We start from the raw sequence: 22,881 nt of genomic DNA, 5'->3' as shown, positions 1-22,881 counted from the left end.
GACGGAAGCGGATTACTCGAACATGATGACCCCTCGTGCGTTGCGGCCTTCGGCCAGGTCGGCAAATGCCTGCGGCGCTTCTTCGATGCGGTAGCGGCGGGTAATGAGTTCGTCGAGTTTCAGGCGCTTTTCGCGGTACAGGGCCAGGAGGCGCGGGAAGTCCTGGCGCGGGCGGGCGGAGCCGAAGTAGCTGCCGGTGAGGGTTTTCTCTTCAAAGGTCAGGCTGGCGGTGCGCACCGTGGTGCTGTCCTTTTGCGAGGCCACGCCCACGGCCACCGCCACCCCGCCCTTGGCCAGCACGCCGTAGGCCTGGGCCACGATCTCGCCCTTGCCGACGCACTCGAAGGCGTAGTCGGCGCCGCCGCCGGTGAGCTTCTTCACGGCTTTCACCAGGTCCGGCGTGGCGGCGTTGATGGTGTGGGTGGCGCCGAATTCCTTGGCCATTTCCAGCTTGGCGTCGGACATGTCGACCGCGACGATGGTGGCGGCGCCGGCGATGCGGCAGCCCTGGATCGCGTTCAGGCCCACGCCGCCGCAGCCGAAGACCACGGCAACCGAACCCGGTTCCACCTTGGCGGTGTTGACGGCGGCGCCGATGCCGGTCATCACGCCGCAGCCGACCAGGCAGGCGCGGTCCAGCGCGACGTCCTGGGCGATCTTGACCACGTTATCGACGTGCAGGGTGGCGTATTCGGCCATCACGCCGCAGCCGGAGAAGATGTTGATCGGCTGGCCATCGAGGCCGCGCGTGCGCACCGTGCCGTCGGGCAGCGAGATCGCGGCCTTGGCGGCCTGGTCGCACAGTTGCGGGCGGCCGGTCTGGCACCAGCGGCACTTGCCGCACATGCTCACAAAACTGCTGAGCACATGGTCGCCGACCGCGTATTCGGTCACGCCTTCGCCCACATGCACGACCACGCCCGCGCCTTCGTGGCCGAGCACGAGCGGGGCGGGCATCGGGATGGTGCCGTTGGTGGCCGACAAATCGCTGTGGCAGATGCCGCAGGCGGCCATCTTGATCATCACCTCGCCGCGGCGCGGGTACTCGACGTCGATCTCTTCCACCACCACCGGTTCGCCGGTGGTGCGGCACACGACCGCTTTTGCGCGCTGGTACTTCGGTTCCGTCATTGCGTGTGTCTCCTTTATCTTGTTGCGCTTACTTTGTTGCGCTTACTTTGTTGCGTTTACCTCGGCACGCGGCATTGCAGCGATTTGTATTCGAGGAATTCGTCCAGGCCGTAGCGGCCCAGCTCGCGGCCATTGCCCGACTGCTTGTAGCCGCCGAACGGGGCCTGGCCATTGAAGCCGCCGCCGTTGATGTCGACCTGGCCGGTGCGCAGGCGCCGCGCCACGGCAATCGCGCGCTCGTCGCTGTTGGCCCACACCGCGCCGCCCAGCCCGTACGGCGTGCCATTCGCGATGCGCACGGCTTCGTCTTCGCTGCGGTAGGTGATGATAGCCAGGACCGGGCCGAAGATTTCTTCCTGGGCGATGGTGCTGTCCGGGTGCACGTGGCCGAACACGGTGGGCTGCACGTACCAGCCGGTGTCGAGGCCGGCCGGCGCATCGGCGCCGCCGCACAGCAGTTCGGCGCCGTCTTCCAGGCCGGCGCGGATGTAGCCGCGCACGCGGTCGCGCTGGGCTTCGGAGACCAGTGGGCCGAGGCGCGCGCCCGGCAGCAAGGGGTCGCCCACGGTAAAGGTTTTTGCGCCCTCGACCGCCAGACGCGCCGCTTCTTCATAGCGCGCCTCCGGCACCAGCATGCGGGTGTGCGCCGAGCAGGTCTGGCCGCTGTTCAGGAAGCAGGCGTTCAGCGTGCCTTTCACGGCGGCGGCCAGGTCCGCATCGTCCAGTACCACGGAGGCCGATTTGCCGCCGAGTTCCAGCGTCACGCGCTTGATGGTGCCGGCGGCTACTTCCGAGATGCGGCGCCCGGCGCGGGTGGAACCGGTGAACGAGACCATGTCGACGTCGGGATGGCGCACCAGCGCTTCGCCGATGCCGGGGCCGTAGCCGCTCACCAGGTTGAAGACGCCGGCGGGCAGGCCGGCCTGCTCAATGACTTCGGCCAGCACGAAGGCGTTCAGCGGCGCGATTTCGGAAGGCTTGAGCACCACGGTGCAGCCGGCCGCCAGCGCGGCGCCGACCTTGGCGGCGATCTGGTGCAGCGGGTAGTTCCAGGGCGTGATGCAGGCGACTACGCCGACCGGTTCGCGCAGCACACGCGAATGGCCGACCGTGTGTTCCCATTCGAACTCGGTGACCATCTTCGCGTAACCGGCGAAGGTGGCGAGCGGCGAGCCGACCTGGATCATGCCGGCCAGCTTCAGCGGCATGCCGACTTCGCGCGCGATCAGGTCCGCCAGTTCGTCGGCGCGCGCGCGCAGGCCGGCGGCGATCTTGTCGAGATAGGCGCCGCGTTCCTGCGGGGTGGTGAGGCTCCAGCGCTCGAAGGCGGCGCGCGCCGCGGCCACCGCGGCGCCGGCGTCGGCATCGATGCCTTCCGGGATGCGGCCGATGACGCGTTCGTTCGAGGACTGGATGACGTCGATGCTGCCATGGCCGCGCGGTGCGACCCAGCGGCCGTTGATGAAAAGGTGTTCGTGGACGCGCAATGCGTCGCGGGATGAGGAGGAGGGCTCGGCCGCGAGGCCGTTCGTATCGTTCGTGCTCGACTGAACCTGAGCTAATGCCATGCTTCTGACTCCTGTGCGCGAGCTCCGGGGAGCTCATGGGTATTCAGATCATTTGTTTTGCTAGGTGAAACAAAGCGATGTAAAATGGAACAAAAAAAGGATACGATACTTTTGCAACGGTAGCAACGATTTGTTCATCAATACCGCGGAGTCGTAGATGGTTTGGTTTTCGTAGGGTGGGCCGGGCCGCGCAGGCTCTTGAGCCCACGCAGTCTCACCATGTGATCTGCCGCAAAGTCTGTTCTATTTGACTGGGTCAAATGACAACTCGATTGAATAAGCGCTGCATCGCGTGGGCTCAAGAGCCCACCCTACGAAACCGAACGCCAGGAACGCGACTTCGCGTTTCGTGAACGAACAAACCAGTCCAGTTTGCCACGCGGAATGCCTCTCGCATAGAGCCTTCGCCATCATCACAAAAGAAATCGTCGGATCACCGTTTTCACACCTAGGGTAAGCCATGCAACTGAGCGAATCGCACCGCAACGCCGACGACGCCGAACAGGCCGAGAGCCTGGACGCAGCGAAGAACAACGAGGACCGCTACTACATCACGGCCCTCGCGCGCGGGCTCGAGGTATTGGCCTGCTTCCGATCGGCCGACAAGGGCCTGACCAACCAGCAGATCGCCGAGCGCTGCGGCCTGCCGAAGTCCACCGTCACGCGCTTCACCTACACCCTCACGAAGCTCGGCTACCTGACCCAGGAAAGCGGCGGGCGCTATATGCTCGGCACCGCCACCCTGGGCCTGGGCAGCGCAATGCTGGCCCGGCTCGACATCCGCCAGCTGGCGCGGCCGATGCTGCAGGAACTGGCGGACTTCTCCGGTACCACGGTCTCGATCGCCATGCGCGACCGGCTGTCGATGATCTACGTGGAAGTCTGCCGCAGCACGGCGGCGCTGTCGCTGTCGCTGCAGGTCGGCTCGCGCATGCCGCTGGCGGCATCGGCCATCGGCCGCGCCTACCTGGTCAAGGCCTCCGAGCAGGAGCGCAAGGATATCCTCAGCCGCTGCCTGGAACTCGACGAACTGGCGTTCACCGCCATGAAGGAGGGCCTGGACAAGGGCCTGCGCGACTACGCCCAGTACGGCTGCGCCACCTCGTTCGGCGAATGGCAGAAGGACGTGAACGGCATCGCGGTCGGCTTTTTCCCGATCGGCGGCAGCCAGCTGATGTCGGTGAACTGCGGCGGGCCGTCGTCGAGCGTGTCGAAGGAATTCCTGCTCGACGAAGTGCGCCCGCGCCTGATCGAGATCGCCTCGCGGCTCGAGTCCTGACAGCCGGAGCTGTTCAGAAGCGGGTTTCGAGCGTCACGCGCGCCATCGTGCGGCCGGGGTAGATGCTGGTGCGGCGCAGCGTGCCGTTCTCGTCCACATAGCGTGAATCGCCGATGTAGTCCTGCGCGAGCAGGTTCGACAGCGCCACGCGCAGCTGGTATTGCGGGTTGAATTTGTAGAGCGCATACATGTCGAGGTCGCGCCGCACGCTCTGGTAGCCGAACTGCTCGAAGTTGATGCGCACCGGGCCGCCGCTCTTGAAGGCGAAGCTGGAGCCGGCGCTGAGCTTGCCGCCGCGGGCGCGCCAGTCGATGCCAAGGGTGGCGGAGAAGGGCGTCTGCTGGTCGAGGCGGTTGTCCGGGCCTGGCACGGCGTCCACGCGCGACCAGTTGCGCGCGACGCTGGCGCGCAAGTCCACGTCCGGCACATCCTGGCGCAGCGACGACAGCGGGAACTTCGCTTCCAGCTCCAGGCTGCGCGTGAGCGCATCGCCGTCGTTGAGCGGCGTCTGGATCCAGCGCCCGTTCTCGACCACCAGGCCCTGGCGCGTGTAGTCCTGGATGCGGCGCACCGAAACGCTCGCGGACAGTAAAGCCTTCTCGCCCCAGTAGTGCTCGTACGAGGCGTCGATGCCGGTGGCCAGTTCCGGCTTCAGATCCGGACTGCCGCGGTAGTCGGGATCGGTCTGGCTGTTGTTCGGCGTGGTGAAGCGGCGCGGGATCAGGCTGCTGGCCGGCGGCGCCTTGTAGGTGCGGGTCAGGGCCAGGCGTACCTGGTCGCGGCTGTCGGGCAGTTTGTACAGGGTCTGCGCCAGCGGGCTCCAGACGCTGCTGCGGTTGCGCGTATCGTCGAAGGTATTGCCTTCGCTGGTCGTCTCCAGGCCTTCCCAGCGCAGGCCGGCGTACATCGACCAGCGCGGCGTAATGCTCCATTCGTCCTGCACGAACAGCGCCAGGCGCTCGATCCGTGCCCGGTAGCGCTCGTCGGCAAAGGCAGCGCGTCCGCTCAGGGGGAAGCCTTCGTCCTCGACGCGCGCGTCGTTGCGCCGCGTGAGGCCGCCATCCCAGCCGGCCGACAAGGCGTGGCCGCTGCGCCAGGTGGTGGCGTACTTGCCGGTCGAGGTGATGCCGCGCTCCGAGGTCTTGCTCCAGACCGTGGATTCGCGCGCCAGCGGGCCGCCGGCATAGTCGAACTCGCGCCAGGTGCCGCGGTTGCGCATGCCGCTCACGCCGACCTTCACATCCAGCTTGGCCCCGCTCGCCAGGGCGTGGGTCCAGTTCAGGTCCGAGCGCAGGAAGGCGTTGTTCGCGCGGTTGTTGGTGTCGCGCAGGTCGTACAGCGGCGGGCGGCCGAGCAGGGTGCTGGTCACGCCGTCGCCGTGGAAGCTGTTGTGGTTGTAGTTGAAGATGTTCTGCGAGGTGAGGGTGTCGCCGTTCTCGCCGGTCCAGTTCAGGCGTGGCGCCAGGTTCAGGTTTTTCGAGCGGCCGCGGTCTTGCTGGGCGGTGCGGCGCAGCATGATAGTGTCGCCTGCGGGTGTGATCTGCGACTCCTCGACCGGAGAGGCGCGGTCGAAGTCGTAGGCCGTGGCATTCGCGCCCAGCGAGTACGACAGCTTGCCGGCCCGGTCCGACAACTGCAGGCTGGCGTTCGGGTTGGTGGTGTCCGCACTCTTGCCGGCGCCGAGCTTCAGTTCGCGCTGCGCCTTTTTCACCGTCTTCTTGAGGACGATGTTGATGGTGCCGGCGATCGACTGGGTCGAGAACTCGGCGCTGGCCGCCGGCAGGATCTCGATGCGCTCGATGACGTCGGGCGAGAGCTGGTCGATCGAAAAGCCGGCCGGCGCGCGCTCGCCATTGAGCAGGATCTGGGTGTAGCCGCTGCCCAGGCCGCGCATGCGGATTTCGCCGCCGCGCCCCGAGGCGCCGCTGACGGTGATGCCCGGCAGGCGCTTGAAGACGTCGAGCACCGAGGTGTCGCCGTAGCGCTGGATTTCCTCGCTCGAGACCACGATGCGGCTGGCGGTGTCGTCGCGCCGCGCATCATAGGTGTTCGCGCCGCGGACTTCGACGCGCTGCATTGTCTCGGCAGGCTTGGCGTCCTCCTTGCGCACCGCTTGGGCGTCGGCGGGATCGATGGCAGGGCTGGCGACAGTCTGGGCCAGGGCTGGCTGGGTTGCGAGGCAGAGCAGGACGAGCGATGGACGAAGCATGAGGCGGTGACAGGAATGCAAGGGTGCGTTATTGTCGCCGAGTTCAGCCGCAAAGCGTTACGTTTATTTAACCAAAAGGAGAAGATTCGATGCGACTGCCCGCGTATGTCGTCCCGCTGCTGGCGCTGGCCACCGCCGTGGTCAGCCTGCTGTCGCTGCGTGTGGCCGGCGCGCCGAACGGCATCATCGCGATCCAGGCGGGCGCCTTCGTGCTGGCAGCGCTGATCGCTGCGCCGGGGCGCGTCGCAAGCCTGATCAACGCCTTCGATGCGCGCTGGACGATGGCCACGCTGCTGCTGCTTGCGGCTGCGGTGCTGTTCGCCGGGGTCGAGATCGACGGCGCGCGGCGCTGGCTGCGCATCGGGCCGGTACTGCTGCATCCGGCCAGCCTGTTCGGTGGGTTTCTGCTGCTGGCGCTGGCACGCGCTCCCGGCAGCGCGCCCTGCGCCGTGCTGGCCGGCGCCACGCTGCTCTGCTTCGGATTGGGGAACGATGGCGCGGCGAGCCTGGCCTTTGCGCTGGGCCTGAGCGGCCTGCTGCTGGGTGAACGCAAGCACTGGAAGATGCTGCTGCCGCTGTGCGTGCTGGCCTGGTGCCTGGCGGCCTGGGGCTGGGCCCGCCCCGACAGCCTGGCGCCGGTGCCCTATGTCGAGGAAATCGTCGCGCACACCTGGGCGGCTGCGTGTTTGCTGGGCGCCGCGGCGGCCATCCTGCTCGCGCTGCTGCCGCTGCCTTTCCTGCTGACGGCCCATGTAGCCGGCAAGCGCGGCGCCGGCTATGCGCTTGCGGGCTTCTGGGCCGGCCTGGTGCTGGCCGGCCTGTTCGGCAACTACCCGATTCCGGTGATCGGCTACGGCGCCTCGCCGGTCATCGGCTGGGTGCTGGCGCTGCGTTTGCTCAGCAGCCGCTCGCCTTGATGCGCTCGACTTCGAGGCCGAACAGCGGGCGCAGGCGGGTACCGAGCACATTCCCGGCAAACGCGAATACCAGCCACAGCCAGCCGTGCAGGCTGCCCGAGATGATGCCGCTGAAGTAGGCGCCGATGTTGCAGCCGTAGGCCAGGCGCGCGCCGTAGCCGAGCATCAGGCCGCCCACCACGGCGGCGATCAGCGAGCGCAGCGGCAGGCGCCACACCGGTGCGTAGCGGCCGGCCAGGGCGGCGGCCAGCATCGCGCCGAGCACGATGCCGATGTCCATCACCGTGGTCACGTCTTTCGAGAGCGGCGCGGCCAGCGCGGCGGCGTTCGCTTTCGTCGACCAGTAGGTCCAGCTGGCGACGTCGATGCCGATGGCGCTTGCGGCCTTGGCGCCCCACAGCGCAAAGGCCGAGGTCACGCCCCAGGGGCGGCCGGCCAGGGCCAGCGTGGCGAAGTTCAGCACCACCAGGGCAATGGCGCCGGCCACCAGCGGCCAGGGGCCGTAGACCCACGAGGCGCGGCGCGCCGTCGGCGTGCTCGGATTGACCAGGCGGCCGTGGCGGCGCTTCTCGACGACCACGGTGATGCCGGCAATCGCCGCGAACACGGCAAAGTTCAGCAGCAGGGCCGGGAACAGGCCGAGCTCCGTGACCAGCGAGACCGGTTTCAGTTGCGGCAGCGAGGTCCAGTAGGGCATGTGCGCGGTGGCGATCACCGAGCCGATGATGAAGAACAGCAGCGTGACTAGCATGCGCGTGCTGCCGCCGCCCACGGTGTACAGCGTGCCCGAAGCACAGCCGCCGCCGAGCTGCATGCCGATGCCGAAGATAAAGGCGCCCACCACCACCGAGGTGCCGGCCGGCGACACCAGGCCGGAGACCGGGGTGCCGAACAGCGTGCCGGTGGCCAGGGCCGGGAAGAACAACGCGACGCCGACGGCGAGCATGATCATCTGCGCGCGCAGGCCGGCGCCGCGGCCGTCGGCGATGAAGACGCGCCAGGCCGAGGTGAAGCCGAAGGCGGCGTGGTACAGCGCGACGCCGAGCAGTGCGCCGACCACATACAGCGCGGCCTGGCGCGCATCGACCACCTGCATCAGGTACAGGGCGCCGACCAGGATAAGGAAGAGCGACACCGCAAGCGGCTTCGGGTTGATGCCGATCCGCGGCGCTGCGGACAAGGATGCTGAATTGGACATGGCGTGAAATAGCGTAATGACGTAACCCGCTATTTTCGCGCTTTTTGCCTTTTCGTGCTGGAGGTCGCCAGGTTTCGGCGCGGCCTGGCCCGCGTCTCTGAGCGCTAACGGAGCGCTATCGGAGCGCTCAGTAACCCTTGGCCAGCTGCTCGGGCGTGAGCGCATTCATCACCGCGAACACGCCGCTGGCGCGCAGGATGCGTTTCGATTCCACCTGCAGGTAGCAGTTCGCAAACGCCACGCGTGCGCCCAGCTTCTGGATGTCGACGTGGGCCTCAACCCAGTCGCCCGGGCGGGCCGCATCGATGAAGTCGGTGCTGAGGTTCACGGTGACGAAGGACTGGCGTCCCTCGCAATGCATGGTCAGGCCCAGGCCGAGCGCCGAATCGGCGAGGCTGGCCAGCATGCCGCCATGGGCGATGCCGCGCATGTTGGTGTGGTTCTCGGTAATGCGCATGCCGATGATGATGGCGCCGTTCTCGCGGCTGCAATACAAGTCGCCGAGGTTGGCCATGTAAGGGCCGCCGCGTTTCAGGCGTTCGAAGCCTGCCGGCACGTCCGTGCCAATGTCCATTGATGTCATGTTTAAGCCTTGTGCGCCGTTCTATTAGCGGCATCTCGATTCTGCACAGTAAAACACAGGCGACATGGTGTCAACCCTGCAATACGCTGTGTCGAAAATACCATTTCGCTCTGCGGTTCGCGCATTGTCTTCCCCATTTCGCGCTGCTACACTCGGCTGCAGTAAAACCCGGTTTTACTCTGCGGTACTATCAATACAAACAGGAGACATATGGCTTTCCAGTTTTCCGAACGCGCGCTCGAGCTGCAGCGCCGCGTCAAGCAGTTCATCGACACCGAGATCGTCCCCGCGCAAAAAGCCTACAAGCACGAGGTCGATTCCGCACGCAAGGCGGGCAACGCCTTCATCGTCCCGCCCACCATCGAGCGCCTGAAGGCGAAAGCGAAACAGGCGGGCCTGTGGAATCTGTTCCTGCCCGAATCCGGCCACGGCGCCGGCCTCACCAATCTCGACTACGCGCCCCTGTGCGAGCTGATGGGCCGGGTGCCGATCGCCTCCGAGGTCTTCAACTGCTCGGCGCCCGACACCGGCAACATGGAAACCCTAGTGCGCTACGCGTCCCCAGCGATCCAGGACCGCTGGCTGGCGCCGCTGCTGGCCGGCGAGATCCGCTCGGCCTTTGCCATGACCGAGCCGGACGTGGCCTCGTCGGACGCGACCAACATCACCGCCAGCATCGTGCGCGACGGCGACCAATACGTGATCAACGGCCGCAAATGGTTCACCTCGGGCGCGGCCGACCCGCGCTGCAAGGTGATGATTTTCATGGGCAAGACCGATCCGGACAATCCGGAGCGCCACCGCCAGCAATCGATGATCGTGGTCCCGGCCGACACGCCGGGCGTCACCATCGTGCGCGACATGTACGTGTTCGGCTACGACGACGCGCCGCACGGCCACGCCGAAGTGCTGTTCGAGAACGTGCGCGTGCCGCTCGAAAACATCCTCCTCGGCGAAGGCCGCGGCTTCGAGATCGCCCAGGGCCGCCTGGGACCAGGCCGCATCCACCATTGCATGCGCCTGATCGGGCGCGCCGAGATGGCGCTCGAAGCCATGTGCCGCCGCACGCTGGAGCGGGTGGCGTTCGGGCGCAAGGTGGCCGACCAGGGCGTCTGGCGCGAGCGCATCGCCGAGTCGCGCATCCTGATCGACAGCGCACGCCTGATGGTGCTGAACGCGGCCGAAATGATGGACAAGGTCGGCAACAAGGCGGCCGCGCGCGAGATCGCGATGATCAAGGTGATCGCGCCGAACATGGCCTGCACCGTGATCGACTGGGCGATCCAGGCCCACGGCGGCGGCGGCGTGAGCCAGGACTTCGGCCTGGCCCAGGCCTATGCGAATGCGCGCTCGCTGCGCCTGGCCGACGGCCCGGACGAAGTGCACCGCAATGCCATCGCCAAGCTGGAACTGGCGCAGTATCGTTAACCCTTACCGTTCATCCCTACGGTTCATCCACACAGGAGGCTGCCGATGTCGGAGCGCCATCTCGAATTCTGGCCGACGGGCCTGCCGCGGCGCCTGACCGTGCCGCAGACGAATCTGTTCTACAACCTGGAAGTGTCGGCCACCCGTTACCCGGACAAGACCTTCTCGATCTTCTACGACACGCCGCTCAGCTACCGCGATTTCAAGCTCGAGGTCGAGCAGATCGCCGGCTACCTGGAGCAGGAATGCGGCGTGCGCCAGGGCGACCGCGTGCTGCTCTACATGCAGAACAGTCCGCAGTTCATGCTGGCCTACTACGCCATCCTGCGGGCCAACGCAGTGGTGGTGCCGGTCAATCCCATGAACCTGACCGAAGAATTGCGCCATTACGTAAGCGACACCGGCGCCACCACCATCTTCGCGCCGCAGGACCTGTATGCCCAGGTCGAACCGCTGGTGGCCGCAGCCGGCGAGCCCGGCCTGCAGCACGTGCTGGTGGCCACCTATTCGGACTACATCGACCACGAGACCGACCTCAAGGTGCCAGACTTCGTGGCCGCGCCGCGCCGCCACATCGCCGGGCCCGGGGTGACTCTGTGGAGCGACATGCTGGCGCGCGGCTGTGTTCCCGGCCCGGTCACCGCCGGCCCGGACGACCTGGCCTGCATGCCGTATACCTCGGGCACCACCGGCCACCCGAAGGGCTGCATGCACACCCACAGCAGCGTGATGTACAACACGGTGGCCGGCGTGCAGTGGTTCGGCGCCCAGCAGGATTCGGTGGCGCTGTGCGTGCTGCCCTTCTTCCACGTGACCGGCATGCAGGGCGGGATGAACGGCTCGATCTTCTGTGGCGGCACCGTGGTGGTGCTGGCGCGCTGGGACCGCGACACCGCGGCCGAATGCATCCGCCGCTACCGCGTGAACGCGACCCAGCTGATCTCGACCATGGTGGTCGACCTGCTGTCCAGCCCGCGCGTGATGGAATACGATCTGTCGAGCATCCGGCGCCTGAGTGGCGGCGGGGCGGCGATGCCGGACGCGATCGCCCAGCGCATGCAGGAGCTGATGGGTATCCGCTACATCGAGGGCTACGGCATGTCCGAGACCATCGCGCCGACCCACATCAACCCGAACGACCGCCCCAAGAAGCAGTGCCTGGGCATCCCGATCTGCGACGTCGATGCGCGCGTGGTCGACCCGGAGACGATGGGGGAACTGGGCGTGGGCGAGGTCGGCGAGATCGTCGTGCACGGGCCGCAGGTGATGCAGGGCTACTGGAACAATCCGGGAGCGACCGCGGATACCTTCGTCGAGATCGACGGCAAGCGTTTCCTGCGCACCGGCGACCTGGGACGGGTCGACGAGGACGGCTACTTCTTCATGGTCGACCGCCTGAAGCGCATGATCAACGCTTCCGGCTACAAGGTCTGGCCGGCCGAGGTCGAGACCCTGATGTACCGGCACCCGGCGATCCGCGAAGTGTGCGTGGTGGCCGCGAACGATGCGCGCCGCGGCGAGACGGTGAAGGCGGTGGTGGCGCTGAAGGACGGCTTTGCCGGCACGGTGAGCGAGCAGGACATCATCGACTGGTCGCATGCCAACATGGCCGCCTATAAAAGCCCGCGCATCGTCGAGTTCCGCGACAGCCTGCCGAAGTCGGCGACCGGCAAGGTGCAGTGGCGCGGGCTGTAGGTGCCCGCTGAACGCGTGGGCGGCGCGAACGGCGCATCGGCTCCCCTTGCACGGCAGAGCCGACCACCCTACGGCGCATCGACTTGACCGTAGGGTGGTCGGCTCCACCCGGGCGGCCGAACATACGCGCCGTATGCGCCGCCCACGCGTCCAACGCACGCCCGCATCGCGCACACTGACAAGACACGAATAGAAAAAGAAAAAAGCCGGCAGGGCGCAAACCCTGCCGGCTTTGTCGTTCCTGCCGCAGCTTAGAACGCGTGCATGACGCCCACGGTCACGCGGTTCGCCGAATCGCTGCCGACCGACACCACGCCTTGCGCCAGGTTGATCTGGGTCGCGGTGACGACGGTGTCGGTTGCGGCGTGGCCGTACGACGCGTACACGGTGCTGCGCTTGCTCAGCGCGTAGCGGGCGATGGCGATGTACTGCTGCGAATCGTCGCTCAGGTCGCCCGAACGCTTGGTGTTGTAGAAGGCGCCGGTCAGGGTGATGTTCGGTGCCACCGGCACGTCGACGCCGGCGCCGAACACGGCGATCTTGCGGTTCGTGCTTTCCAGCTCGTTTTCCGAGTAAGTGCTCTTCAGCACGACGCGCGGCAGGGTGTACTTGACGCCGATCGCGTGCGACTTCAGCAGGTCGGTATTGGTGGCGTTCTTCATGCGCGCAAAGGCGCCGGCGACGTTCAGGGCGCCCGCGTTGTAGAAGGCCGACACGCCCTGGTAGGAGCTGCGCTGCGAGTCGCCCGGCTGTTCGCCGAAGCCGCGCATCAGCGCAAAGCCGAAGCCGCTCCACGATGGCGAAACGTAGCGCACCGAGTTATTCTGGCGCAGCGCGGTGCCGCCGCCGTTGGCGCCGTAGGCGCCGTACACGCCGGCGTGGTTCATTGCCGAGAACAGCACGTTCGGGCTGGTGGCGGCGAAGGCCAGGCCCATCGGGTCGGCCATGCCGACCGACAGCACGCCCAGGATGTTCTGGCGGCCGAAGTCGATCGAACCGAAGTTGCCGGTCAGGCCGACGGTGGCTTCACGGTCGAACAGGCTGGTGACCGACGGGTTGCCGGTGCCGACGCCGGCGGCGCCGGTGTCGTTGAGCAGGGTGCCTTCCAGGCCGAAGCGGGCCTTCAGGCCGCCGCCCAGGTCTTCCACGCCCTTGAAGCCCCAGCGCGACACGGCCATCTGGCCGGCTTCGACAGTGGTGCGGCCGCCGTTCGGGCCATCATTGTTCACATGGGTGATGCCTGCGTCGACGATACCGTAGATCGTCACGCTGGTTTGCGCGGATGCGGCGGACATGCAGGCGCAGAGGGCGGCCAACGCGATGATGTGCTTTTTCACTGAAGCTGTCTCCTTTTTATTCATGCTTGACCCCGGCGAGGCCAATCGCACTGAAGTTGCATAGCGGCACGGTTTCTCTTGGTGGAACTCAGCCGTCTATAGTGAAACTCTATTTTCATGTGTCAACACTGTCAACAACTATTAGTAGGTCGGCAGTAAACCCGGGTCTGCGTGTCCGGTTTTGTCTCACCCGGTCCACACGACTGAAATAAGCCATCCAGAAACGCGCTTAAACGGTGCAAATTGTTCTGCTGTGCGGAACTGCACGGTCATTGTGTGAATTTGCACAGCGCGATGCATCACATAATTTCCTCGCTGAAATTATTAGACGAGCTCACGAACATTGCTGGGCGGCGAATGTTGTTTTATTTCATCACTTTTGCGGCTTGCGCTGTGTCTGTCTAATAATAATTGAAGGCTGGAAATTTATGGTGCAGATTTGGGCTACGATAGCGCCCCGTACCGACAATGCCCCATTGCGCCTTGCGCAAGCAAGGCAGCCGGTCCAGCCGTTCCGGTCGCCGACCGGCGCGGGCACTACATGACTCCAGCGGACAGACAACCGACATGAAACAGGTTTCCAAAAAGCAGATCGTTAGCAAACTTCGTGACGCGTTCCGTGTCGAAGCCCTCGAATCACGGGTCCTGCTGTCCGCCGACCCCATCCTCGGCCAGGCCGCACTGCTGGCGCCGGACCTGCTGGCGCACGACGCCGATGCGTCCGACCGCGCCGTGCACGCCCTCGGCGCCGCGCCTGCCGCCGAGCCGGGCGCCGCGCCGCCGGCGGTTCCGGTCGCGCAGGCCCCCGACCCGCACCTGGCCAGCCTGGCGGCCCTGGCCACCCAGGCCACCCAGGCCACCGCGGCGGACGCCGCCGTGCAGCGCGACACCCTTTACCTGAACCAGGACAACCTGGGCCAGTACCGCGACGGCGACAACCGCATTGTGCTCGGTCACGCCGGCAGCAATGCCCAGATCGTCGTCGGCGATGCCGCCAGCGGCGCCAGCCTGGTGCTGGACGATACGCTGGTGCTGCTCAATCCCCAGGCCGGCGGCGAGATCGCCATCGCCCAGAACCTGGTGCTGGCCGGCGACGCCGGGCTCAGCATCACCGGTTCGGGCCATACCACCACGATCAGCGCCAGCAGCATCAACACCGCCTTTGCCTACATCAACGACTCGGTGAAGATCGACGGCGCCACCGCCACCAACCACACGATCGCGCTGACGGCTACCGGCGGCGACATCCAGATCGGCGGCTCCTCGGCCCATTCGCTGAACGGCGACGGCCTCGACCCCGACGATCTGCTGCAGCTGTCGGCCACCGGCAACATCCTGGTGACCGGCACCGTCGGCAATACCGACGCGCTCGAAGGCTTCACCATCACCCAGGCCAACAACGTCACCTTCAAGGGCGAGGTCACGGTCAACGGCAACTTCGACATCCACGCCAGCGGCACCGTCACCTTCGAGCAGTCGGTGCACCTGACCAGCGGCTTCTTCCGCGTCACCGGCGCCAACCTGGTGGTGTTCAAGGGCGGCGTGACGGTCGACGGCGGCGGCGACATCTTCCTGGAAGGGAACGAGATCAACTTCCAGACCGGCGAGAGCGCGGTCATCGGCACCGGCATGCTGAGCATGCGCCCCGCCACCGTGGGCCTGGGCATCGAGGTCGGCGGCCCGCCGCTGGAGAGTTCGGCGCTGCTGAACATCGACAACGCGGAGATCGCGACCTTCGCCCCGACCTTCAGCAAGATCGTGATCGGCCGCCAGGAAGGCGCCGTCAACGGCTACCTGGCCGGCGCCCATGCCGACGACCTGGCCGGCACGGTGCGCATCGGCGCCGTCCAGGCGCCGCAGCAGTACACCTTCCGCAGCGCGCTCGAAGTCTACGGCGGCAGCATCGTGATCGAAGACTTCGCCAATCCCGCCTACCAGTTCCTGGTCAATGGCGGCATCAAGCTCGACGCCTGGAACGGCATCTCGATCTACAACCAGGTCGAGGCCCACAACAGCAACATCGCGCTGTGGGCGCAGAACGGCGCCGTGGTCCAGGCGAATGCGGCCAGCAACCTCGATAACCTGTCGAGCGAGCCGCTGCGCGCGCTCGATTTGCAGGTGCATGCGGGCGCCGGCGTGCGCCTGCCGTTCGCCCAGGTGAACAGCATCACGGTGGTGAACACCGGCGACGGCGACATCCTGGTCAACAACCTGGCGCGCGACGCCGCCAGCGGCATCGGCGGCGCCCTGCGCGTGGACGGCGTCAGCCAGACCGGTGTGGCCGGCGACAACATCGTGCTGGCCACGAGTGCCGGCAACCTCGGCATCGACGGCGCCGGCAGCGGCGTCTCGACCGTCGGCGCCGGCGGCATCAGCCTGAGCGCAGGCGGTAGCGGCAGCCAGATCCTGGTGAACCGCGCCATCAGCGCGTCCGGCGGCGCCATCGCGCTGGCGTCCGACGGGCGCATTGCGCTGCAGGCTGCCGGCATCACCGACAACGGCGCCGGCGGCGTGGCCTTGATCTCGAACAGCGCCAACATCGCGCTGTCGCGCGACATCGTCTCGAACGGCGGCCTGGTGAGCTTGAGTGCGGCCACCACCATCTTCATGGACAGCGGGACCCGCGTCGCCTCGCTCCACCCGCTGGCAGACAGCGGCGCGGTCAGCCTGGTGGCGGGCGGCACGATCACCCTGTCGACGCTGGCCGCCGACGGTGCGATGACCGTGCGCTCGAGCACCGGCGCGATCGTCGACGGCCTGCTGGGCGATGGCCTGAACCTGGACGGCGACACCGCGGCGGCGGCGCTGTCGGCGGCCACCGGCATCGGCAGCGGCAATGCGCTGCAAACGCGCCTGGCGGCGGTCACCCTCAGCAACGGTACGGCCGGCAATGTACAGCTGCGCGAAGCGAGCGCGCTGCGCATCCTCGGCGCCAGCGTCGGCGGCAGCGCCAGCAACCTGGTCGTCACCACGCTCGACGGCGGCATCGCCGTGGACGGCGCGATCGACGCCGCCGGCGCCGGCGGCAACGTGCTGCTGAAAACCGGCGAAGCCGGCGAAGGCACGGCGGCCGACATCGTCATCCGCGCCGGCGTCGCCAGTGCGAACGGGAACATCAGCATCGTTTCGGCCGACGCGATCGTCCTCGACGATGGCATGGCCGGCAGCGCGCCGCGCATCGAGGCGCGCGGCGCCGGACGCACGCTCGACCTGCAGGCCGACGGCGCCGTTGCGCTCGAAGGCCAGGCGCGCCTCGTGACCAGCAACGGCAACATGCGCATCGGCGCACTCGGTGGCGACCTGGCCCTCGGCGTGCTCGACGCCGGCACGGCGGCGGTGTCGCTGCGCGCCTCGGGCGCCATCCTCGACGCCCAGGCCGACGACGCGGCGCCGGGCACGAACGTCACTGCGGGCGCGCTGCGCATGCAGGCCGGCGCCGGCATCGGCAGCGCTGCCGATGCGCTCGAGGTGCAGGCCGGCGCACTGGCCTTTGCGGCCGGCGGCGCCGCCCAGGTGACGGCCGGCGGCAACGCCACGGTCGGCCAGGTGGCGGCCGTGCGCGTGAACCGCGTCGACGCCAATGCCGGCCTGCAGGATGCAGTCGACAGCGGCGCGCTGGCGGGCCTGTCCGCCGGCGGCGACCTGCTGCTCGGCGGCGCCAGCCTGGTCGTGGCCGGGTCGGTCAACGCCAGCGGCGGCCACGTGCGCATCGACGCCTCGGAAACGCTGGCGCTGAACGCGATGGTGGCGGCGCAGGGCGGCAGCATCACCGTGCTGGCCGGCGGCGATATCACCGCGTCAAGCCAGGCCCAGGTGGTGAGCGAAGGCGGCACCATCGAGCTGGCCTCGGGCGCCGGCGCGGTACTGATGAACGACGGCGCGCGCCTGGCAACCGACGCCCGGAACATCCGCGTCGTCGCTGCGGCCGGCGTCACGGTCGGTTTGGTCGACGCGCGCTCGAACGCCGACCGCCTGGCCGACAGCCTGGCCGACAGCCTGGCCGGCCAGGCCGGCTGGGGCGCGGTCAGCATCGTCAGCGGCGCGGCGATTGCCGACGCGCCGGAAGCCGGCGACGCCATCGATGTGTATGCACGCGCGCTGCGCCTGGAGGCGCTGGGCGCGATCGGCGACGCCGGCAACGCGTTCGACACCGAAGCGGCCGTGCTGAGCGCACGCGGCGCCGGCATGTTCCTGCGCGAAGCCGGCGTGCTGGCGCTGGGCGGCACCGGCCCGGTGGCCGTGGACCGGGTGCTGGCCCGGGGCGGCCTGGACGCCGAACAGCGCGTCGACGCCGCCCAGGCCGGCCTGGCCAGCAGCGGCACGCTGGTGCTGCAGGCCGGCGGGGCACTGACCGGCATGGCCGGCAGCGCCGTCAGCGCCGGCGCCAACCTGGTACTCGGCGCCGGCGGCGACCTGACGCTGGGCGCCGCCGTGACCACGCTGGGCGCCACCGGCAACATCAGCCTGCAGTCCGCGGGCGCGATCCGCCAGGACGCCGCCGTGTCGGCCACGGCGGCCGGCCAGAGCGTCGACATGATCGCCCTCGGCCTCATCGCGATGACCCAGGACGCCAGCGTGGCCACCATCGGCGGCAATATTTCGCTGCAGGCCGGCGGCACGGCCGTGGTCGGCCTGCTCGATGCCGGCAGCGGCGCGGTCGCCATCAATGCCGGCGGCAGCATCCTCGACGCCGACGCCTATGGCGACAGCCAAGTCGACATCGTCGCCGGCGCCCTGCAGATGCGCGCCGGCGCGGCGATTGCCGCCAGCGCGAACGCCCTCGAAACCCGGGTCGGCACCCTCAGCGCCGAATCGAACCTGGGCTGGATCTACCTGCAGGAATCCGACGCCGTCGAGATCGGCAGCGTCAACGTGCAGGTCAACCGCGTCGATGCCGCCGGTACGGCCACCGCCACCACGGTGGCCAGCCAGTCGGGCATGGCGGTCACGCGTGCCGGCAACCTGGTGCTGGCCGCGGGCGGCGCCATGACCGTGAATGCGAACGTGGCCAGCGCCGGCGGCAACGTGCTGCTGAAGGCCGCGGGCGACCTGGCCGTGAACGGCGCGGTGGCCAGCGGCAGCGGCGCCCTGTCGCTGCAGGCCGGCGGCACCATCGTCCAGAAGGCGAACATCGGCGGCGCCAGCATCGACGTCGAGGCAGGCAGCGGCATCGCCATGGACGACGGCGTGGGGGCGGATGCCAGCGGCAACGTGCGCTACGCCACCGGCGGCACGCTGGCGCTGGGCGCGATCGGCAGCGGCGCCGGCGTCAGCCTGGTGGCCGGGACCATCGTCGACTCGGGCAGCACCGACGTCGACGTGCGCGCGGCCACGCTACGCATCGCGGCGACGAACGGCGCCGGCAGCGGCGCGGCCCACCTTCGGCTGGCGGTCAACCGCCTGGCGGCCAGCGCCGGGGGCGGCGGGCTGTACCTCGACGAAGCCGACGCCCTGGTGGTCGATGCCAGCGCCGGCTCGGTGGCGCGGGTCGACATCGACGGCACGCTCTCCAGCGTGAACGACCAGGCCCTGAGCGGCCTGGTCTCGGGCGGCAACCTGGTGCTGGCTACGGCCGACGGCGGCATCGCGCTCGGCCAGCAGGTGAGCGCGGCCGGCAACCTGCTGCTGGCCGCAGGCGGCGCAGCGGCCGACCTGTCGCTCGACGCGGCCGTGAGCAACAGCGGCGGCAACACCAGCCTGGGGGCCGGGCGCGACCTGCTGCAGAACGCCGGCATCAACGCGACCGCCGCCGGCAAGAGCATCGAGCTGCGCGCCGGGCGCGACATCCTGATGGGCCAGGCAGCAAGCACGGCCACCAGCAACGGCAACATCCTGCTGGCCGCCGGCGCCGGCGTCACGGTATCGAGCCTGAACGCCGGCACGGCGAACGTCGGCATCACGGCAAGCGGCGGCAGCATCGTCGACGGCGACGCGGCCGGCGACAGCGCGGTCGACATCGTCGCCGGCGGCCTGCAGCTGCGCGCCGGGAATGCCATCGGCAGCGGCGCCAACGCCATCGAGAGCAACGTCGTCATCGCCACGGCGCAGGCCGGGGCGGGCGGCGTCTACCTGGCCGAGACGAATGCGCTGACCCTGGCCGGCGTGACGGTGCAGGTGAACCGCGTCGGTGCCACGGGCGCCGCCGTGGCCACCACCAACGCCGCGCAGAACGGCGTGGCGGCCCAGGGCGGCCACGTGGTGCTGGTCTCGAACGGCGCCAGCCTGGTCGTCAGCGACAGCGTCGCCTCGAACGGAGGCAACCTGCTGCTGCAGGCGGCCGGCGGCGGCATGGTACTGAATGCAAAGGTCGATGCCGGCGGCGGTGCATTGTCGCTGTCCAGCGGCGGCAACATCGCGCAAAAGGCGGACATTCTGAACAGCGGCGCCGGCACCGTCGATGTGCAGGCGGCGCGTGCCATCAACATGGACAACGGCACGGCGATCCGCGCCGGCGCCAACGTGCGCGTCATGGCCGGCACGACGATGACGTTGGGTTCGATCGGGACCGGCGGCGACGTCAGCCTGGCCGCCACCAGCATCCTCGACGCGGGCGGCAGCGAAACCGACGTCACGGCGGCGGCGCTGCGCGTGTCGATGTACGGCGCGAATGCCGGATTCGGCGCGCCTGGCGCACGTATCCAGACGGCGGTGGGCAGCCTGGCGGCGAACGTCGGCGGCAGCGGCGGCTTCTTCGTCGAGCAGGCGGGCGCGATCACGCTCGGCGAGACTGGCGAGATCGGCGTGCGCCGCGTGAACGCGAATGGCGGCACGGCCACGGTGGCCGATGCGGCGCTGTCCGGCATGAGTTCGAGCGGTGCGCTGGTGCTGACTTCGACCGGCGCCATCTCCGTGGAGCGCGTTGTCACGGCGGGGGGCAACCTGCTGCTGGCCGCCGGCAGCGCCGACCTGGTGCTGGACGCGGCCGTGAGTTCCGTCGCCGGCAGCATCAGCCTCGGCGCCGGCAACAGCATCGTCCAGAACGCCGACCTGCGCGCGCTGGCGGCCGGCCAGAGCATCGAACTGGCGGCCGGCGCCGACATCGCCATGCAGGGCAGCAGCAGCGCGTCCAGCCTGCGCTATGCCGCGGGTGGCAACATCGCCGTCGGCCTGCTCGATGCCGGCACGGGTGGTGTGAGCCTGGCAGCGGGCGGCGCGATCGTCGATGCCGAGGCGGCGAACACGGTGCAGACCGTGAACGTCAAGGCGGGCGCGCTGCGCATGACGGCCGGCGGCGGCATTGGCGCGGGGAATGCGATCGAGACCGCGGTGGCCTCGCTGGCGGCGTCTTCCAGCCAGGGCGCGATCGCCATCGTCGACAGCGATGGCCTGAGCGTGCCGGCGGCCGGCGTGGCGGTCGCGGTGGGGCGCATCGGCGCCGACGGCGCCGTGAACGCGCTGGCGGATGCGGCGCTGGTGGGCGTGACGGCGGCGGGCGGCAGCACCTCGCTGGTCGCGGCCACCGGTACGGTGGTGTTTGGCCAGGCGCAGCAGGTCGGCGCGGGCCAGGACCTGGAACTGGTCGGCGACCAGCTGCAGATCGACCAGCCCCTGGCCGGCCAGGGCGGCACGCTGGCGATCCGCCCGGCCAATCCGGCGCACGACGTGCGCCTCGGCGGCAGCGGCTTCGGCAACGGCGGCCTGTACCTGTCGCCGGCGTTGCTGGCGAACCTGGCCGGCGGCTTCGACCGCGTGGTCGTCGGCGGCGGCGCCGCGGCCCCGGGCCAGGTCATTCACATCGACGGCAGTGCCAGTGCGGTGGTGTTCCGCGACAGCCTGGTGCTGGACGCGTCCGGCCCTGGGAGCAGCATCTTCCTGACCGGTAGCCTGGCGTCCGAAGGCCTGGACGTACGCGGCCCGCTGGCGCTTGCCGACGCGGTCACCATCGCCGGCGGCAACGGCGGCGCGCCTGGCGGCGACATGGTCTTCGCCCAGGGCATCGATGCGTTCGAGACCAGCGCCAGCCTGGTACTGGCGGCCGGCGGCGACAACGTGCTGGTGCAGGGCGCGGTCGGTGCGAACGGCGCCCTGGCCGGGCTGGCGGTGCGCGATGCGCACGACGTGCGCTTTGCCCAGGACGTGAGCGTGAACGGCGACGTCACGGTCGACGCCACGGGCGTGGTCCGCTTCGACGGCGCGCTGCACATCGCCGGCGGTTCGCTGGTGATCCGCGGCGCCAGCCAGGTCATTATCGGCGACATCGTCTTGAGCGGCGAGGCCGGCGAGTTCATCATCGAGGCCGATAGCCTGGTCATCAACGGCGACGTGCAGGGCGCGGGCATCGTCCAGCTGCGCCCAGGCGACGCCGGCCGCGACATCGTGGTCGGCGGCACCGGCACCGGCGGCGCCTTCAGCATTACCGACAGCATGCTGGCGCACCTGTCCGGCGCCAGCGCGCTGGTGATCGGCATGCAGGGTGGCGACGGCCACGCGGCCGCGAACGCCGGCAAGGTCAGCATCGTGGCCACCGACTTCGCGGCGCTCTCGAATGCGCCGCTGCAGGTCTTCGGCAGCACGGTCGTGGTCGAGGCGGGCGCGGGCAGCCTGGTCGCCGCCAACGGCCTGGTGCTCGACGGCCGCGACGGCGTGGTCCTGCACGACAGCGTGTCGGCCACACGTGGCGACGTGCTGGTCTACAGCGCGAACGGCGGCGTGCAGATGGATGCCGGTACGGTCCTGGGCGGCACTGGCGCCGTGACGGCGCAAGCGGCCGGCAACCTGGTGCTGGCAGGTGTCGAGGGCAAGCACGTGGTCGTGCGAAGCGGCGGCGTGATCCTCGACGCGGCAGGCGACGATGCGGTAAACATCGTCGCCGACACCGTCGCCCTGTACGGCATGGGTCCGCAGCTGGGCATGGGCAACGCAATCGAGGTGCAGGCGCCATCGCTGTTCGTGGAAGCGCCGCGCGGCATCGTGGTGCAGGACACGGGCCCGGACGGCCGTACCCACTTCTACGTGCTCGACGGCGCCACCATGTACGAAGCGGCGATTGCGGTCGGGGAAACGGTGCGCCATACCGAAGACCCGACCCCGGCGCTGCCGCTGCTGCCGGCCTCGCTGGCGCCGGCCCTGGCCGCAACGCCTTACTTCGACGCCGGACTGCGCACCGCGGCAAGCGGCACGGCCCTGTACCTGGCGACGGCGGGGCAGGTGGCCACGGCCGGCGGCGGCATGCTGGTGGCTGGCGCCGAGGGCCTGACGGCGGGCGAGGGCGCCGCTTTGCCGCTGCTGGAATTCTGGCTGGAAGACCTGGTGTTGTAAGCCGGCTCACAAGCCGACTCACAACCCGATTCGGCACAGAAAACGGCCGGGCTGCGCAATGCAGACCCGGCCGTTTTTTCGTTTGGGAAACAGTTCTGTCAACCCGCCGCGTGCCGCCGTTTTACCTATGTTGTTTTCTTTCGTCAAACGGCCGGCTTTGCATCGTCCCACCAACAATAATTGAACTTTAGAAATTATTGCCCACCCATATCAGCTACGATACGCCTCTTGTGCTTACTTTGCAGAATTGCGTCTAGCATTCTGGCAATAAAGACAAA

11 protein-coding genes are annotated in these 22,881 nt (G+C 68.5%); 5 read left to right on the top strand and 6 right to left on the bottom strand.

Annotation, left to right across the window (positions count from 1 at the left end; all coding sequences use genetic code 11):
- Positions 1-12: 12 nt before the first annotated feature.
- Both ACWYRN_RS23035 and ACWYRN_RS23030 read right to left on the bottom strand, forming a co-directional pair.
- The gene (locus tag ACWYRN_RS23035) at positions 13-1,131 is read right to left on the bottom strand and encodes a zinc-binding dehydrogenase (protein ID WP_488690137.1); all 1,119 of its coding nucleotides are present in this window, start codon (positions 1,129-1,131) and stop codon (positions 13-15) included.
- Between the two features lie 56 nt (positions 1,132-1,187).
- On the bottom strand, positions 1,188-2,618 hold the full coding sequence (locus ACWYRN_RS23030; RefSeq protein WP_488692872.1) for an aldehyde dehydrogenase family protein: 1,431 nt from the start codon (positions 2,616-2,618) through the stop codon (positions 1,188-1,190).
- 541 nt (positions 2,619-3,159) lie between these two features.
- On the opposite strand from ACWYRN_RS23030, the gene ACWYRN_RS23025 reads away from it, so the two are divergent.
- On the top strand, positions 3,160-3,978 hold the full coding sequence (locus ACWYRN_RS23025) for an IclR family transcriptional regulator (RefSeq protein WP_488690135.1): 819 nt from the start codon (positions 3,160-3,162) through the stop codon (positions 3,976-3,978).
- Between the two features lie 13 nt (positions 3,979-3,991).
- Here the strand turns inward: ACWYRN_RS23025 and ACWYRN_RS23020 are convergent, their stop codons facing one another.
- Positions 3,992-6,187 (bottom strand): TonB-dependent receptor plug domain-containing protein, encoded by a 2,196-nt coding sequence (locus ACWYRN_RS23020; RefSeq protein WP_488690133.1) that lies wholly within the window; start codon positions 6,185-6,187, stop codon positions 3,992-3,994.
- A gap of 89 nt (positions 6,188-6,276) precedes the next feature.
- On the opposite strand from ACWYRN_RS23020, the gene ACWYRN_RS23015 reads away from it, so the two are divergent.
- Positions 6,277-7,104 (top strand): hypothetical protein, encoded by an 828-nt coding sequence (locus tag ACWYRN_RS23015; RefSeq protein ID WP_488690131.1) that lies wholly within the window; start codon positions 6,277-6,279, stop codon positions 7,102-7,104.
- Here ACWYRN_RS23015 and ACWYRN_RS23010 read toward each other — a convergent pair.
- Positions 7,085-8,302 carry a YeeE/YedE family protein gene (locus tag ACWYRN_RS23010; protein ID WP_488690129.1) on the bottom strand — a complete coding sequence of 406 codons (1,218 nt, stop codon included), beginning with the start codon at positions 8,300-8,302 and terminating at the stop codon, positions 7,085-7,087. The genes ACWYRN_RS23015 and ACWYRN_RS23010 overlap by 20 nt on opposite strands.
- Before the next feature lie 127 nt (positions 8,303-8,429).
- Complete coding sequence (locus ACWYRN_RS23005; protein ID WP_488690127.1) at positions 8,430-8,876, bottom strand: PaaI family thioesterase; 447 nt, start codon at positions 8,874-8,876, stop codon at positions 8,430-8,432.
- A gap of 219 nt (positions 8,877-9,095) precedes the next feature.
- Between ACWYRN_RS23005 and ACWYRN_RS23000 the strand changes: the two genes are divergently transcribed.
- Together ACWYRN_RS23000 and ACWYRN_RS22995 are read left to right on the top strand one after the other, a co-directional pair.
- A complete protein-coding gene (locus tag ACWYRN_RS23000; RefSeq protein ID WP_488690125.1) occupies positions 9,096-10,313 on the top strand; it encodes an acyl-CoA dehydrogenase family protein in 1,218 nt (405 codons plus the stop codon).
- A gap of 45 nt (positions 10,314-10,358) precedes the next feature.
- Positions 10,359-12,008, top strand: coding sequence for a long-chain fatty acid--CoA ligase (locus ACWYRN_RS22995; RefSeq protein WP_488690124.1), 1,650 nt, complete (start codon positions 10,359-10,361; stop codon positions 12,006-12,008).
- 251 nt (positions 12,009-12,259) lie between these two features.
- Here ACWYRN_RS22995 and ACWYRN_RS22990 read toward each other — a convergent pair whose 3' ends face one another.
- The gene (locus ACWYRN_RS22990) at positions 12,260-13,345 is read right to left on the bottom strand and encodes a porin (protein WP_488690123.1); all 1,086 of its coding nucleotides are present in this window, start codon (positions 13,343-13,345) and stop codon (positions 12,260-12,262) included.
- Between the two features lie 567 nt (positions 13,346-13,912).
- Here ACWYRN_RS22990 and ACWYRN_RS22985 point away from each other — a divergent pair.
- Positions 13,913-22,603, top strand: a complete 8,691-nt coding sequence (locus ACWYRN_RS22985; protein WP_488690121.1) for an LEPR-XLL domain-containing protein — start codon at positions 13,913-13,915, stop codon at positions 22,601-22,603.
- Positions 22,604-22,881: the final 278 nt, after the last annotated feature.

It is taken from the genome of Massilia sp. BAP21 (genome assembly GCF_057801335.1).
Note: the sequence above shows the minus strand (reverse complement) of the source record. Positions and strands in the feature narration are given on the sequence as shown.

Excerpts from the sequence above, each read along its gene's own strand:
- ACWYRN_RS23035 (WP_488690137.1), bottom strand. The coding sequence starts at position 1,131 with ATGACGGAACCGAAGTACCAGCGCGCAAAAGCGGTCGTGTGCCGCACC.
- ACWYRN_RS23025 (WP_488690135.1), top strand. The coding sequence starts at position 3,160 with ATGCAACTGAGCGAATCGCACCGCAACGCCGACGACGCCGAACAGGCC.
- ACWYRN_RS23020 (WP_488690133.1), bottom strand. The coding sequence starts at position 6,187 with ATGCTTCGTCCATCGCTCGTCCTGCTCTGCCTCGCAACCCAGCCAGCC.
- ACWYRN_RS23015 (WP_488690131.1), top strand. The coding sequence starts at position 6,277 with ATGCGACTGCCCGCGTATGTCGTCCCGCTGCTGGCGCTGGCCACCGCC.
- ACWYRN_RS23010 (WP_488690129.1), bottom strand. The coding sequence starts at position 8,302 with ATGTCCAATTCAGCATCCTTGTCCGCAGCGCCGCGGATCGGCATCAAC.
- ACWYRN_RS23005 (WP_488690127.1), bottom strand. The coding sequence starts at position 8,876 with ATGGACATTGGCACGGACGTGCCGGCAGGCTTCGAACGCCTGAAACGC.
- ACWYRN_RS23000 (WP_488690125.1), top strand. The coding sequence starts at position 9,096 with ATGGCTTTCCAGTTTTCCGAACGCGCGCTCGAGCTGCAGCGCCGCGTC.
- ACWYRN_RS22995 (WP_488690124.1), top strand. The coding sequence starts at position 10,359 with ATGTCGGAGCGCCATCTCGAATTCTGGCCGACGGGCCTGCCGCGGCGC.
- ACWYRN_RS22985 (WP_488690121.1), top strand. The coding sequence starts at position 13,913 with ATGAAACAGGTTTCCAAAAAGCAGATCGTTAGCAAACTTCGTGACGCG.